Origin of the sequence: Acinetobacter chinensis (genome assembly GCF_002165375.2) — a bacterium.
Taxonomy (GTDB): Bacteria; Pseudomonadota; Gammaproteobacteria; order Pseudomonadales; family Moraxellaceae; genus Acinetobacter; species Acinetobacter chinensis.
In genome coordinates this window covers 403,125-418,463 of the sequence record NZ_CP032134.1, presented here as the reverse complement: position 1 = coordinate 418,463, position 15,339 = coordinate 403,125, and the positions used below count along the sequence as shown (strand labels likewise).

At 45.0% G+C, this 15,339-nt stretch carries 16 protein-coding genes; 11 read left to right on the top strand and 5 right to left on the bottom strand.

Going from position 1 to position 15,339, the window contains the following annotated elements; translation table 11 throughout:
* Positions 1-278 precede the first annotated feature (278 nt).
* Positions 279-482, top strand: coding sequence for a hypothetical protein (locus tag CDG60_RS18370; protein ID WP_087512665.1), 204 nt, complete (start codon positions 279-281; stop codon positions 480-482).
* Between the two features lie 47 nt (positions 483-529).
* Here CDG60_RS18370 and gspG read toward each other — a convergent pair whose 3' ends face one another.
* Positions 530-967 carry a type II secretion system major pseudopilin GspG gene (gene gspG / locus CDG60_RS02735; protein ID WP_087512664.1) on the bottom strand — a complete coding sequence of 146 codons (438 nt, stop codon included), beginning with the start codon at positions 965-967 and terminating at the stop codon, positions 530-532.
* A 49-nt stretch (positions 968-1,016) separates the two neighbouring features.
* On the bottom strand, positions 1,017-2,222 hold the full coding sequence (gene gspF, locus CDG60_RS02730) for a type II secretion system inner membrane protein GspF (RefSeq protein WP_087512663.1): 1,206 nt from the start codon (positions 2,220-2,222) through the stop codon (positions 1,017-1,019).
* A gap of 150 nt (positions 2,223-2,372) precedes the next feature.
* Between gspF and CDG60_RS02725 the strand changes: the two genes are divergently transcribed.
* From CDG60_RS02725 to CDG60_RS02685, 9 genes are all read left to right on the top strand, one after another.
* Positions 2,373-4,595, top strand: coding sequence for a primosomal protein N' (locus tag CDG60_RS02725; protein WP_087512662.1), 2,223 nt, complete (start codon positions 2,373-2,375; stop codon positions 4,593-4,595).
* A 32-nt stretch (positions 4,596-4,627) separates the two neighbouring features.
* Entirely contained in the window at positions 4,628-6,469 is a 1,842-nt protein-coding gene (locus CDG60_RS02720) for a monovalent cation:proton antiporter-2 (CPA2) family protein (RefSeq protein ID WP_087512661.1), read from the top strand.
* A gap of 49 nt (positions 6,470-6,518) precedes the next feature.
* Positions 6,519-7,394: an Hsp33 family molecular chaperone HslO gene (gene hslO, locus CDG60_RS02715; protein ID WP_087512660.1), complete on the top strand. Its 876-nt coding sequence runs from the start codon at positions 6,519-6,521 to the stop codon at positions 7,392-7,394.
* Between the two features lie 158 nt (positions 7,395-7,552).
* Positions 7,553-8,002 (top strand): DUF2147 domain-containing protein, encoded by a 450-nt coding sequence (locus CDG60_RS02710; RefSeq protein WP_227542913.1) that lies wholly within the window; start codon positions 7,553-7,555, stop codon positions 8,000-8,002.
* Between the two features lie 245 nt (positions 8,003-8,247).
* Positions 8,248-8,703, top strand: a complete 456-nt coding sequence (locus CDG60_RS02705) for a DUF2147 domain-containing protein (protein ID WP_087512658.1) — start codon at positions 8,248-8,250, stop codon at positions 8,701-8,703.
* Positions 8,704-8,901: 198 nt separating this feature from the next.
* Positions 8,902-9,363, top strand: a complete 462-nt coding sequence (locus tag CDG60_RS02700; protein WP_087512657.1) for a DUF2147 domain-containing protein — start codon at positions 8,902-8,904, stop codon at positions 9,361-9,363.
* Between the two features lie 145 nt (positions 9,364-9,508).
* Complete coding sequence (locus CDG60_RS02695; RefSeq protein ID WP_087512656.1) at positions 9,509-10,477, top strand: DnaJ C-terminal domain-containing protein; 969 nt, start codon at positions 9,509-9,511, stop codon at positions 10,475-10,477.
* Positions 10,478-10,487: 10 nt separating this feature from the next.
* On the top strand, positions 10,488-10,826 hold the full coding sequence (locus CDG60_RS02690) for a chaperone modulator CbpM (protein ID WP_087512655.1): 339 nt from the start codon (positions 10,488-10,490) through the stop codon (positions 10,824-10,826).
* An 86-nt stretch (positions 10,827-10,912) separates the two neighbouring features.
* Complete coding sequence (locus CDG60_RS02685; RefSeq protein ID WP_087512654.1) at positions 10,913-11,173, top strand: HP1242/YdcH family protein; 261 nt, start codon at positions 10,913-10,915, stop codon at positions 11,171-11,173.
* A gap of 45 nt (positions 11,174-11,218) precedes the next feature.
* Here CDG60_RS02685 and CDG60_RS02680 read toward each other — a convergent pair whose 3' ends face one another.
* Positions 11,219-12,442 carry a magnesium transporter CorA family protein gene (locus CDG60_RS02680; protein WP_087512728.1) on the bottom strand — a complete coding sequence of 408 codons (1,224 nt, stop codon included), beginning with the start codon at positions 12,440-12,442 and terminating at the stop codon, positions 11,219-11,221.
* Between CDG60_RS02680 and CDG60_RS18275 the strand changes: the two genes are divergently transcribed.
* Positions 12,416-12,562 carry a hypothetical protein gene (locus tag CDG60_RS18275; RefSeq protein WP_171405418.1) on the top strand — a complete coding sequence of 49 codons (147 nt, stop codon included), beginning with the start codon at positions 12,416-12,418 and terminating at the stop codon, positions 12,560-12,562. The two genes, CDG60_RS02680 and CDG60_RS18275, sit on opposite strands and share 27 nt — an antisense overlap.
* On the opposite strand, the gene pnp is transcribed toward CDG60_RS18275, so the two are convergent.
* Together pnp and rpsO are read right to left on the bottom strand one after the other, a co-directional pair.
* On the bottom strand, positions 12,559-14,646 hold the full coding sequence (pnp, locus tag CDG60_RS02675; protein ID WP_171405479.1) for a polyribonucleotide nucleotidyltransferase: 2,088 nt from the start codon (positions 14,644-14,646) through the stop codon (positions 12,559-12,561). The genes CDG60_RS18275 and pnp overlap by 4 nt on opposite strands.
* Positions 14,647-14,893: 247 nt before the next feature.
* Positions 14,894-15,163 carry a 30S ribosomal protein S15 gene (rpsO, locus tag CDG60_RS02670; protein ID WP_010111798.1) on the bottom strand — a complete coding sequence of 90 codons (270 nt, stop codon included), beginning with the start codon at positions 15,161-15,163 and terminating at the stop codon, positions 14,894-14,896.
* Positions 15,164-15,339 lie beyond the last annotated feature (176 nt).

The following is a 15,339-nucleotide window of genomic DNA, read 5'->3' as shown; positions in this document are numbered from 1 at the left end:
GTTATTTACATTATGCAAAGTTTGAACAAAATAAAAAGCTTATTTCTCTCCATATTTTAAATGAATTGTAAGTATCACATATGGGAATAATTCTTATTATATCTCTCAAGTATCAATAAATAATTATATTGATACTTTTCAGTATCTTAGTATTGCTTTAAATACTGAGATTTATTATCACTTCACTTTTCATGGGTAAAACCAATTCTGTGAAGTGATATATTCCATCAGCTGTTTTTATTTTATCTGGATTATTTTTCTATAAAACATGAGTATGGATGGATAAAACCAGAATGATATTAAATCTCCTGCGAAAGTCGATGAACCATAAAATCAGTTCAGTCACGAATATGCCCACTCCTTTCAGGATGAGAAACATCGTTTCACAAGAGGGAGAGGCTTTGATGACAGAAGCCCCTCTGCCTGACCTTCTCCATGAGCCTTATATGGCGCAAGAGAAAGAACTTTCAGCATTAAATTAATACCATTCATGATTATTTTTTGACTTTTACAGGAACTCTGTTTTCAATCAAGGCTGATAATAAATATCTGCATCATTTCCTTCGCCACCTTCTTTACCGTCAGCGCCAAAAGAATACAGGTCAAATGCACGTCCTTCCTGTCCAGGAACAACATACTGAAGATCGTTATCCCAGCTGTCTTTTGGATATCCACCTTTGACATAACCGCCAGGCATCCAGTTTTTTGCAGATGCAGGCTGATTCACCAGGGCATCAAGACCGCCATCCTGCATGGATGGGTATTTACTGTTATCGAGTTTGTACTGATCAAGCGCACCAGCAACCCCTTTGAGGGTAATCACTGTCGTATCCACTTTGGCTTTTTCACCACGTCCCATGACATTTGGAACGATCAGCGCAGCAAGCACTCCCAGAATAACAATAACCACCATGACTTCAATCAGTGTGAAACCGGTCTGTCTGGTCTGATACATTTTCCGTTGCATTGAATTTTCTCTCATCAAAATCATGTTCTTTTCAAAGTTTATGGGACAGTTAAATCATATTATTCATATTTACAATCGGCAGCATGACTGCAATCACAATCACCAGCACAATACTTGCCATGAACACCAGCATCAGCGGTTCAAGCAAAGCAAGCAGGGTGGAAATAAATGCTGTCACTTCTCTGTCCTGCATACCGGATGCCCGCTCGAGCATGCGGTCCAGCTCACCGGAAGCCTCTCCACTTTTGATCATTTGTACCATCATTGGTGGGAAATAACCACTTCGCTCCAGCTGAGTTGCAAGGTTGCCACCTTCTGTCACTTTTTCTGCTGCTGCATTGACTGAATCGCGTATGACCCAGTTACTGCTGACTGCAGCGCCAATTTTCAGCGCATCCACCAGTGGAACACCTGATCGGGTCAGAATGGACAGTGTACTGGCAAATCTGGCTGCATTTATACCACGGGATAATTTACCAAATAATGGCAGTCTGAGTGTTAAACGATCAAAGGCATAATGTCCTGCTGTGGTGTTCAGAAAGCGGATCAGCAGAAACATCCCCACCACACTGCCAACCAGCAGAAAAGGCCAGGCAACCCGAATGAAATCACTAGCTTTCATTAAAGCAACCGTAATCCAGGGTAAGGCATCTTTGCTCTGATCAAATGTTTTGACAATATCCGGTACGACATAGGTCATCAGTCCCATCACAATGGCAAAAGACATCAGCATCAGAATGACAGGATAGATCATCGCGCCCTGTACTTTTTTCTGCATGGCAAAACGGTTTTCGGTATAGTCAGAAAGCTGATCCAGGATCAGATCCAGATGTCCTGAGCGTTCTCCTGCTGCGATTGTTGCCGTATAAAGTTCTGGAAAACGTCCAGCCTGTTGCAGTGCGCTGGCCAGTGAATGTCCTTCCAGGACTTTTGAACGGACAGACATCAGTAAATTCTGAACATGCGGTTTTTCAGTCTGTTTTCCGACAGCCCGAATGGCTTCTTCAAGCGGAATGGATGCAGCCACCAGTACTGAAAGCTGACGGGTCAGCAGAGCAAGATCGTAAGCTGTGATTTTTTTCTGAAACCATTTGCTTCCTGTCTGCCTGTCTTTCTGCTCTACAGGTTCAACAGCAACCGGTATCAGTGCCCTGTCACGCAACTGCTGACGGATCTGACGTGCTGAATCACCTTCCAGCACTCCTTTTTGCTGCTTTCCTGAAGCATCAATGGCAGTAAATTGATATGCAGGCATTGTAATGCTCTAATTGTCCACTATTTTCTTCAGCGCTGTTGCGTCTGACCACCAAAATCATTCATATTCTTGGATATAAACTTTTCGTTCACTCTAACATAACTCCAGTGACTGCACGACGAAATTTAATCAGGACGACTTGACCATTTTATGCCAGACCTAACTTCCGCCTCTGCTCCAGTTTTTCGCATTCGGGTTGCTGTACCAGTTTACCTGTATGACTGTTTTGACTATATGCTCAGTGAACAGGACTATCAGAAAGCCCAGCCAGGTGCCAGGGTGCTTGTGTCATTTGGAAGACAGAATCTGACGGGGATTGTGACTGAAAAAATTGCGCCTGATGCTCCACTCAGTTCAGAGTTTAAACTGAAATACATTACTGAACTGCTGGATGATGAACCACTGCTGGATACTCAGACCTTAAATTTACTGACATGGTCGGCACAGTACTATCAGTTCCCTATCGGTGAGGTCATGCACACTGCATTACCTGCACTGCTGCGCCAGGGTAAACCCTATAATCTGCTCGCCAGGATGTGGAAACTGCTGGACGAACATGCAGATGCCCGTCTGAAACGCTCTGAAAGACAGCAGGAAGCCTATAAAATTCTTAAACTGCACCCGTCTGGAACAGCAGAAAATATTCTGAATCTGGCAGGCGTTGAAACCGCCACACTCAAAGCTCTGGAAAAAAAAGGTATCTGTGAATGTGTGCTAGAAGCACAGAATTTCAGTCCTCAGGCTGTCAGCCTGGCTCAGATGCCTCTGACTGCCAACGAAGATCAGAAAAAAGCGGTTCAGGGTATTCTGAAAGCACAAAAAAAATATCAGGCATTTCTGCTCGATGGTTTAACAGGCAGCGGTAAAACTGAAGTGTATCTTCAGGTGATGCAGGAAGTACTGAAACAGGGTAAACAGGTGCTGGTACTGGTACCTGAAATCGGTCTGACACCTCAGACCATCAGCCGCTTTCAGTCACGTTTTCATTGTGATATTGCCATGCTTCATTCGGGTCTGAATGATTCCAGACGTCTTCAGGCATGGCAGGCAGCTCAGACAGGTAAAGCCTCAATTATACTGGGGACACGTTCAGCCATTTTTACCCCACTGCCTCGACTGGGGCTGATTGTGCTGGATGAAGAACATGACCTTTCCTTCAAGCAGCAGGAAGGTTTCCGCTACCATGCCCGTGATGTCGCTCTGTATAGAGCACATCTTCAGAACTGTCCTGTGATTCTGGGAAGTGCCACACCAAGTATAGACAGCTATGCCCTTGTGGATCAGGGTAAAATGACTGTGCTGGAGCTGAATCAGCGGGCAGGTTCTGCTCAGATGCCTAAAATTCATATTCTTGATTTAAAAATTGCACAGAAAGAGCATGGCATCAGTAAAATTCTGCTGGCTGAAATGAAAAAACGGCTGGATAAAAAAGAACAGGTACTGGTGTTTCTGAACCGTCGGGGCTACGCTCCTGTACTGATCTGTGAAAGCTGTGCCTGGCAAGCCCGATGTCCGCACTGTGATGCCAATTTTACGGTTCACTATCAGCCGTATTCACATCTGCACTGCCATCACTGCGGTACCATACACCGTTTACCCGATCACTGCCCTGCCTGTCAGCACACTGAGCTGAAATCCATTGGAATGGGCACAGCCAAAGTAGAGGAAAGCCTGAACAGCTTATTCCCTGATCATGAGGTGATTCGGGTCGATCGGGATTCGACCAGCCGTGTCGGCAGCTGGCAAAAAATTTATGACAAAATTCATAAAAGTGAACCCGTCATTTTGCTCGGAACACAGATGCTTGCCAAAGGGCATCATTTCCCTTATGTGACCCTGGTTGCTGTACTGGATATAGATGCCGGACTGCTGAGTGTTGATTTTCGTGCACCTGAACGCACAGCTCAATTGATTGTTCAGGTTTCAGGACGTGCAGGACGCGGTGAACACAAAGGTGATGTTTATTTACAGACGCTCAGACCTGATCATCCTTTACTGCTGACTCTGGTCAATGAAAACTACAGAGCTTTTGCACAGCAGACACTGATAGAACGTAAAAATGCTTTACTGCCACCCTATCGCTATGCAGCTCTGATCCGCTGTGAATCATCCAGTCAGCAGCAGAATCAGGATTTTTTACAGGAACATGCAGGGCTGTTACGTCAGCGCAGTGACCTGAATGCAGATATCTGGGGACCCATTCCTGCACCAATGGAACGTAAAGCAGGACGCTGGCAGGCACATATGGTACTGTTATCACAGGATCGGGCACGACTGCATTATCATATGCGCAGCTGGTGGCAGAACATGCTGCATCAGAAACCCTCCACGATGAAACTGACACTGGATATTGACCCTCAGGAACTCAGCTGAGTCAGCAAATACAGAATAACTGGAACAGCAACATGTCTTTATTACTGCAGATCACCATTTTTATTGGTGCCTCACTTTTGCTGGTACCACTGGCCAAACGCTTCGGTATTGCCACAGTACTGGGGTATCTGTTTACGGGTATTGTACTGGGTCCCAGTGTGCTGAATATTGCCAGTGATCCTGAAGCCATTCAGGAACTTGCCGAATTTGGTGTCATTCTGCTGATGTTCATAATTGGACTGGAACTGCGTCCACAGCGTCTATGGGAAATGCGTAAATCCATCTTTGTGATCGGCAGTGTGCAGGTAGGTGTCAGCGCACTGTTTCTTGCCATTGCGGTCTTTTTCGCCCTTCAGCAATCTGTGACCGCCAGCCTGATTATCGGTTCAGCACTGGCACTGTCATCCACCGCATTTGTCCTGCAGCTGCTCAGTGAAAAACAGCAACTGAACACCACCTTCGGTCAGCAGTCATTTTCCATTCTGCTTTTCCAGGATATTGCTGCTATTCCACTGATTGCCGTGATTCCACTGCTCGCAGGAACGGAATCCACCCATCACGGCATTGCCTATTTCGCAGCAATTATTGCAACCTTTACCGGACTGTTTCTGTTCAGTCGTTATCTGATGCGCCCGTTTTTCCGCTTTGTTGCAAAAAGTGGTGCATATGAGCTGATTACGGCCGTAGGGCTGTTTATTGTACTGGGCGTGGTTGTACTGATGGATGTACTCGGCATCAGTACCACGCTTGGGGCTTTTCTGACCGGTGTACTGCTTGCAGACTCCGAATTCCGTCATGAGCTTGAAGCCAGTATTGCCCCTTTTAAAGGATTGCTGCTGGGTCTGTTTTTTATGACCGTAGGCATGACCACAGAACTGTCACTGATTGTGGAGTCTCCAGGACTGATCATTGGTGGAGCACTGGTTCTGCTGCTGATCAAATTATTATCCTTAACTACCATTGCCCGTTATTTTCAGTACTCCTTGCGCAACAGTCTGTTACTGGCGACCTGCCTGGCACAGGGCGGTGAATTTGCCTTTGTCGTACTGAATGTCGCACTCAGTGAACAGGTCATCACAAAGGCTGTGCTGGAACCTGTCAATCTGATGGTAACCCTTTCCATGGTGCTGACACCATTGCTGTACTGGGTGGTTACCAGATGGGTGCTGCCATTGTTTGAAAAAGAAAGTACGCCTGAATACGATGACATTCCCGATGAGCACAGTTCAATCATCATTGCCGGTTTTGGACGTTTCGGACAGATTATTGCCCGTGTTGCCCATTTACAGCACCAGTCCTTTACCGCCATCGACAGCAACCTGGAAAAAGTGGATTTTGTCAGAAACTATGGCGGTAAACTTTATTATGGCGATGCCACTCAACCGGAAATTTTACGCGCAGCTGGCATTGAGCATGCCCGCATTTTCATCCTGGCTATTGATGACATAGAAGACTCCATGAATGTTGCCCGGCATATCCGTCTGAATTATCCCGAACTGAAACTGCTGGTCCGTGCCAGAGACCGCCATCATGTCCATCTGTTACGTGACCTTGGGGTTGAGCATATCTGGCGTGAAACCTATCTGTCTTCATTGGGCATGGCTTACAGAGCGCTCTGTGAACTGGGGATTGAGGAAGAAGATGCTTACCGCAGCATTGAGCTGTTCCGTGACTATGATGAAAAACTGCTGACTCAGCAGCAGCGGGTCTATACCGATGAACAGAAAATTTATGAAACACACCGTAACGCTTTAGCCGAACTTGAACACCTGTTTGAAAGTGATGCACAGGCGCGTGAAGTCCCAGCTGGCGTCAATCTGAAGCGCGGACTGGAACATCAGCGGATAGATGTTACTAGGGATGAATCTGAGTGACTTGTGTTTTACAATATAGTCACCATTAAGACAGGGTTTGGAGAATTTTATGTCTGATTTACGTCAACGTTTTTATATTGAAGATAGCCCTGTTCGTGGTGAGGTTGTGCATCTTGAAAATGCGCTGCAAACAATTCTGCAACAGCGCGACTACGCACCCGCCATCAGAGTTCTGTTGGGTGAAATGCTCAGTGCAACCGCTTTACTGGCAAGTACACTGAAAATCCGTGGACGGATCAGCCTGCAGATTCAGGCAACAGGTACACTGAAATGGGCAATGGCTGAATGTAACCACAATGGTGAAGTCCGCGCCCTGGCAGATTACGAAGCCGATCCCCGTTTTGAAGAAGCAACCAGCAGCAGTACTGTGCTGAAAAATCTGTTGAATCCAGTTCTGTTCATTAACATTGAGCCTGAACAGGGTGAACGCTATCAGGGGATTGTGCCGCTGGACAAACCCGATCTTGCCAGCTGCCTGATGCAGTACTACGACCTTTCTGCTCAGATTCCAACACGGATTGTCCTGGCGAGCGATACACAGCGCTCAGGTGGCTTACTGATTCAATTGTTACCCCGTAACAGTGAAGAAGAACAGCGCTGGGTCGATGAAGATCTGTGGCCTCGTCTGACCATGCTGACTGAAACACTCAAACCTGAAGAGCTGATCGGACTGGATGCCAACGAAATTCTTTACCGTTTATACAATGAAGAAGAAGTCCGTCTACCTGAAACAGAACAGCTGAAATTTGGCTGTACCTGCTCCAAAGAACGCTGTTCGCTTGCACTGATTCAGATTGGTTCAGTCGCTGTACGTGAAACCCTGGAACACCAGAACCCACTGACCATGGACTGCCAGTTCTGCAACACCCAGTACAGCTTTACTGCTGAAGAAGCACTGGCGCTGTTTGGTGAACATCTCAGCTGAATATAAAATGCAGCTCAGGGTGACCACGGTCACCCTTTTTTATGCACTGAAAATGGCTCAGTCCTCTGTATTGTAAAGTTTTAAAATTCGAGTAGAATGCCGGTTTTCCAGCCGATGCTGGAACATAAAAATAACTGAATAAAGACCGGAAAACTAAAATGAAAACAATAATGCGCCTCGCGCTGATCCCCCTGTTCCACTGCTCTCTACTGCATGCTCAGGATCTTTCTGGCACATGGAAAACCATAGATGACAAAACAGGTTATGCACGTGCAGAAGTTCAGATCAGTAAACAGAAAAATGGGCAATACACAGGAAAAATCATAAAAGTTCATGCCATTCCCAACCGACCTGCAATCAGCCACTGTGAAAAGTGTTCAGGAACACTGAAAAATGCACCCTTACTTGGACCGCCCATACTGTCAGGTTTTCAGCAAAATCCTGATAAAGAAGGTGAGTTTATTCATGGTCAGGTGCTCGATCCATTAACAGGAAATATTTACAGTGGTAAAGGTCGGTTAAATGCCCGCGGAAATGTTCTGACTTTACGTGGTTATATCGGGACAACGCTGCTTGGCAGGACAGTTTCCTGGATCAAAGTGGAATAATTCACCACTGCCGGTTTCGGAATATTTTTTAACCACTCATTCGCATCCCTTTCCATGCACAAATTCCGAGTGCATGAATCGGTTATTCCATCACCAGAACACCCTCCTAAAGTTGCAGTTCTTTTGAACATTTTTGCCTATTCAACTTCCGTTTTTTCCATGTATAAGTTATTCCAAAGTTTTAATAAGTATTTAACATTATTCCTGTGTTTCAGGTATTTACATCATGTTTTAGGGAAAGCTTCATGAATAAACTACTGCTGACCGCAATTTTTACAGCAACAATAATCAGCCAGACGGTATTTGCAGCAACAGATCCACTTGTAGGGAAATGGAAAACGATTGATGACCGTACTGGATTCTCTCTTTCCGACGTTACAATCACCAAAAACAAAGCCAATCAGTATACTGCAACCATTGTTGATGTACGTTCATCTCCAGGTGGAATCAAACAGGTACAGTGTGTGAAATGTACTGGAGACAACAAAGGTAAACCACTGATCGGTTTGACAACTCTTGCAGGACTGACCACGAATCCTGAAAAGAAAGATGAATTTATCAATGGAACACTGCTTGATCCGCACACTGGAAATATTTATCCAGCCCGTGCCCGCTTAGGCAGTAATGGCAAACATCTGGTGATCCGCGGTCTTATTGATGGGACTTCTGTCGGTCGTAATATGACCTGGATCAAATACTGAAATCCACATCAGTTTATGCAGTCCACATCGCAGTGGACTGCAAATATCTCCTGCACATCTCACAACACACTACACAATTCACTCTTTAAGAGATTAAAGTCACACTTTATAGCGTTGATTTCACTTGATTTTTAGACTTTGTTTTAGGTATTTTACTCTAAAATTAAAATGGCATACTTTTATCAAGGGAAGGCCCGAATGAATAAACGTTATAAAGGGATTATTGCTGGACTGTTTCTGGCAACTTTATCTTCGATGAGCTTTGCTGACAGCGATCCACTGGTTGGAAAATGGAAGACCATTGACGACCGTACCGGCTATTCACGTGCCGATGTCGAGATCCGTAAAAAACCTGACGGCACCTATGAGGGAATCATTGTTGAAACCCGCAGTATTCCAGGTGCAGAAAAAGCGGTCATCTGCACCAACTGCCCAGGCGCACTGAAAGGAAAGCCATTTTTAGGACTGCCTTTCATCTGGGGTTTTAAACAGAATCCGGATAACCCTAAAGAGTTTATTGATGGTCGGGTACTTGATCCGATTGGTGGCAAAATTTACAAAGGCAAAGCGCGTCTGAGCAGCAATGAAAAACGTCTGACCATGCGTGGCTATGTCGGTGTATCCGTTATTGGACGCAGTGTGACCTGGGTTAAATATTAATCTCGCCCCACCGCTGCCAGAGCCTTCCTTTTCAGGAAGGCTTTTTTATTGAGGCTGAAACAATTAGCTACAGTTCAGGGCTGTTATAAGTCACTTAAAAGACTTAATAATAAATAAAAGATAATGACTCTGAAATTCAGGAAATATGCCTAAAAATCACTACGAAATTCTGGGCGTTTCACGCGATGCCACAGCAGACCAGATCAAAAAAGCGTACCGTAAGCTGGCAAGAAAATACCATCCCGACGTCAGTAAAGAAGCTGATGCAGAAAGCCGGATGCAGGAAGTCAATGTTGCTTATGACACCTTAAGCAATGAAGAAAAAAAGAAAGAATATGATTTTCAGCTGGATCATCCAGAAGGTTTCAGCAATTACGGGCAGTCCGCGGGTGCAGGTGGGTTTGATAATGCACAATTTTACCGACAGCATACTGGTCAGGGTAATGCCTCAGATTTTTCCGGTTTTGAAGATCTGTTTGGGCGCTTTGGCTCAGGCTTTGGTGGGGAAAACTATCAGTACCAGCGCAGTCAGAAACAGCAGTCGCGCAGTTATAAAGGTGAAGATCAGCATGCGAGCCTGGAAGTTGATCCTGAAATTGCTTTTCACGGAGCAAGCCAGCAGATCAGCCTGCAGATTCCATCACTGAATGCCTATGGTGAGCCTGAAGTTCAGCGGAAAACCCTGCAGGTGAAAATTCCAGCCGGCATGAAAGAAGGTCAGCAGATCAGACTTTCAGGACAGGGGCAAAGTGGTGTCAATGGCGGAGAAAATGGCGACCTGTATATTGAAATCCGATATAAGGATAACGATCAGATCCGCATAGAAGGTGCTGATGTCTATTTCACTCTGAAGATCAGCCCGTGGGAAGCGGCCTTAGGTCAGAGTGTTGAATTTACTGCACCAGGAGGCAATAAACTCCAGGTCAATATTCCTGAAAATGCACAGAATGGACAGCAGCTTCGCCTGAAAGAAAAAGGAATTCCCCATAAAACACCAGGGCATTTGTACCTGATTTTAAAGATTGTTAATCCACCTGTTCAGAATGAAACGGAACAGCAAGCGTACAAAGCATTTGCTGAAGCCTTTAAGCACTTTAAACCTCGCCAGGGTTAAGGAGAACGCCATGACAACAATTCATTATCGTGAAATTATTTGTGAAGGCAGTAATCAGTCCGAATCTGTAGATGATTATCGCAGTTTTGATCTGAAAAATTTTGCTGCCACCTGTGGGCAAAGCCCTGAATGGGTATTGCAGTTACTGGAATACGATATTCTGCCCAACCGCCCCGATGAGCGTATTCATCAGTTTTTCAGTGATGATGTCACCCGTGCCCGTAAAGCCTATCGTCTGCAGCGTGACTTCGATGCCAGTTTTTCCGCAGTCGCCATGATGCTGGATCTGATTGATGAAGTACAGAAGCTCAGACGTGAAGTACGCCACCTGCATTTGCCAGAATCCTGAGATTTAAGATTTGAGCACACCGTAATCCCTGAAGATTGCGGTGTATTTTTTTTTAAGACCAGTGACTATGGGGAGCCATACCCGATATGAAAGTTAAGGAATGTAATAAGAAAATTAAAAATATGTTTCCAGAGCATAAGGATTTAATTCCTGGATTACGTGAAAAAAATCCTCACTTTGCCAAAATTTTCGAAGATCATGAGCAGCTTGATCAGAGAATTATTCAGCTTGAACTCAATCCAGTTCATCTGATCAATGATGATATTGAAGCGCTGAAACGCAAAAAACTGCATCTGAAAGATGAAATCTATCATCTGCTGCAACAGCATTCAAAACAGCTGGATTAAACCCGAGCACTGAATAGCCGAGCTGAAAACCTGCGCTGCCTGTGGTCATTTCATCCGGGTTATTTTTTCCATTTCTTTCATGGTCTGTTTGATCGGCTCATAATCCAGAAACCATAGAAGATTGACATGCTGATTTTTATGTTGCTGTGCCAGCATGTCCATCACACTGCGCTCTCCCCGTCCAACGAGATGACGGCGATAGAAATAAATGAGCAGTGCAATGGTACACAGCAGCATTGCACTCAGCATAATCCAGAAGCCCACAGGACTTTTCAGACCCGGAATAAATTCAAAATTCATTCCATATACGCCTGTCAATAAAGTCAGAGGGGCAAAAACTGCGGTAATAATCGCAAGAATACGCATGTTTTCATTGGTCTGATTCGATATTGCAGAGAAATGCAGATCTATGGCTGACTGAATGGCTGTACTGAGTCGCGCAGTGTATTTCTGGATCCGTTCAACATGGCTGACCAGATCATCCACCCGAACCAGAATCAGATCCTGCTTTTCAGCTTTTTTTCTTGGCTTTAAATGCCCAAAGTTTTCAACAATCTCATCACGCAGTTCCTGCAGGGCGTCAATCTGTTCTTCACACAGATTTTCCATCTGCTGCAAAGCCATATTTTCCTGAAACAACTGCTGCCATTTGGTAAAACGACGGTTTCCCTGCAACAGTTCCTGTTGCCAGAACTCAACACGGCGGGTCAAAGGCATACGCAGATCAAGATATCCATCAATCATGGTATTTAACAGACGTAACTGTAAATCCAGTGAGGTGCTCGCCAGTTTTCGGGGTTTATTCTGCTCATCAAAGGGTTTCTGCACGACATTCTGAATGCGGTTGATATAGCTCTCCACCGCATGATTGCCCCGCTCCCTTATGGTGATGAGCACCTGATCGGTGGAGATGAAACTGATCGGGGATGTTGCCAGACCAAAGACCCGTTCATGCTGTTCAATCGCATTTTCACCACTGCTGATATGGTCATCAGGAGTAATCAGTTTTCTAAAAATCAGCAGATCATATTCATCCATCGCATCAAAAGCACAGGGATGTTCCAGATTCAGAATATCCCTGACATGATATTCATTCATCAGAAGACCTGTCTGCTCAAAAATTTCTTTTTGCCACTCTTCTGCTCTGTTCACCACATCTTCACGGGTACAGTCAATCCAGGTAAACTGCTGCTCCGTTTCGCTGACAGGCATTTTCTGGACGCAGATATTCTGATGATCTGGATGATGAAAAAAATAAAAAGTCTGCATACGGTCAATTATTCTGATTATCCCTGCCTGCATCATGCCCATAAAAAAAGCCCTGAGCAAGCCAAAGTCACGACTTTGGCACACACAGGGCTTTTTAAAAAAACTGAACCGACAGATTAAGCCTGTTCTACATCTTTCATTGTCAGTTTAATACGACCACGGTTATCTACATCTGCAACCTGAACGTTAATCGCCTGACCTTCAGTCAGAACGTCAGTTACGTTTGCAACACGCTCATTTGAAATCTGAGAAATGTGCAGCAGACCGTCAGTACCTGGCAGAATGTTTACGAAAGCACCGAATTCAACGATACGGATAACTTTACCTGCATAGATTGTGCCTGGTTCGATTTCAGCAGTCAGTGCCTGAATTTTCGCAACAGCAGCAGAAGCAGCAGCTTTAGTTTCACCAAATACGCGAACTGTACCGTTGTCTTCAATATCAATCGCAGCTTTCGTTTCTTCAGTAATTGCACGGATGGTTGCACCGCCTTTACCGATGACATCACGAATCTTGTCTGGGTTGATGTTGATCACCTGGAATGTAGGCGCGTGCATGGAGATTTCTGGACGTGCACGTGAAATCACCTGGTTCATTTCATTCAGGATGTGCATACGACCCGCATAAGCCTGATTCAATGCAGCTTCCATGATTTCTTCAGTGATACCTTCGATTTTGATATCCATCTGAAGTGCAGTAATACCGTTCGCAGAACCTGCTACTTTAAAGTCCATGTCGCCAAGGTGATCTTCGTCACCCAGGATGTCAGAAAGAACAGCGAAACGCTCGCCTTCTTTCACAAGACCCATTGCGATACCTGCAACCGGTGCTTTAAGTGGAACACCTGCATCCATAAGAGACAATGAAGCACCACATACAGAAGCCATTGAAGACGAACCGTTGGATTCAGTGATGTCAGATACAATACGGATTACGTACGGGAAGCGGTCAGCTGCAGGAAGAACTGCCTGAACACCACGGCGAGCCAGACGACCGTGACCGATTTCACGACGTTTAGGACCTGATTCACGACCAGTTTCACCTACAGAGTATGCAGGGAAGTTGTAGTGCAACATGAAGTTGTCAGTTTTAGTGCCCGCAAGCGTATCAACCATCAACGCATCACGTGTATTACCCAGTGTAGTTGTCACCAGTGCCTGAGTTTCACCACGTGTGAACAGTGCAGAACCGTGCGCACGACCCAGTACACCAACCTGTACATCGATTGCACGTACAGTTTTAGTATCACGACCGTCAATACGTGGTTTACCTGAAAGGATGTTGTCACGTACTGTACGGTATTTAAGATCTTCGAATAACTCGTCAACTTCTGCAGCAATGCCAGTTTCATCATTTTCAGGAACAAACTGAGCTACAGCTTCTGCGTGAAGTGCATCCAGAGCCGCATAACGGTCCTGCTTAACAGCAATCGTATATGCTTCAGAGATTTTCGCTTCGAAAGCTTCTTTTAATTTTCCAAGAAGTTCTTCATTTTTAACTGGAGCAACCCAGGTTGATTCAACTGCACCAGCAGCTGCAGCAAATTCTTTGATCGCCTGAATTGCAATCTGCATTTCATCATGACCGAAAAGCACAGCACCCAGCATCTGGTCTTCTGAAAGTTCTTTCGCTTCAGATTCAACCATAAGTACAGCAGCTTCCGTACCTGCAACCACAAGGTCAAGATCAGATTGAGCAAGTTGTTCATTGTTCGGGTTCAGGATGTATTCACCGTTGATCAAACCAACACGTGCACCTGCGATTGGACCTGCAAATGGAACACCTGCAATCGACATTGCAGCTGAAGCACCAATCATTGCAGCAATATCTGCATCCATAGTTTTGTCAGAGGAAACAACCGTAGCTGTTACCTGGATTTCGTTGTAGAAACCTTCTGGGAACAATGGACGGATTGGACGGTCAATCAGACGTGAAATTAAAGTTTCAGCTTCAGATTGACGACCTTCGCGCTTACCGTAACCACCTGGGATACGACCCGCAGCATATTGTTTTTCCTGGTAGTTCACAGTCAGTGGGAAAAAGTCCTGACCCGCTTTTGCTTTTGGTTGAGCAACAATTGCAACCAGTACTGTTACGCCGCCCATAGTAACTACTACAGTATTTGCCTGACGCGCAACACGACCTGTTTCAAGAACAACCTGATGCTGACCGTACTGGAATTCTTTACGAATAATATTAAACATCGACATGTATTTTTCTTTCCTGATTTTTCTTCTGGTGGAGACCCCTAAGGTTTGGCATTCATATCAACAACATAAATGACAAAGCTTAGAAGCCGACCTCACCAGATATTCAAAACACTTATTTAAGACACAAAGAAGGAGCGAACAATCGCCCCTTCCAGTTACCCGATTTTACTCAGGTGTACTTTAGTTTTCATCAGTACAGCATTAATCATGCAATCTTCCGAAAATAAAAGTTTAAATCGAATTAACGACGTAAACCTAAAGCAGCGATCAGATCGCTATAACGAGTCGCATCTTTACCTTTCAGGTAATCAAGAAGCTTACGACGCTGGTTAACCATACGGATCAGACCGCGACGGCTATGGTGGTCGTGTTTGTGCTCTTTGAAGTGACCCTGTAAGTCATTGATTTGAGCTGTTAAAAGTGCTACCTGAACTTCTGGTGAACCAGTGTCATTTTCAGCACGAGCGAATTTAGCAACGATCTCTGCGCGATCTGTGTTAGTTAAAGCCATTCGATTTCTCCGAGATGCTTATGTAAATATTTGATACAAATCAGCTTAACTCTTCAAAATTAAGCTGACTGCCGTGCATCACTACAGCAAGCCGCTATTTTAAGGGAAATTGCTGCTGAATGCAAAAGATCACTTGCATAATCGGCAACCATTTTCAGTCAGATGAGACACTGACA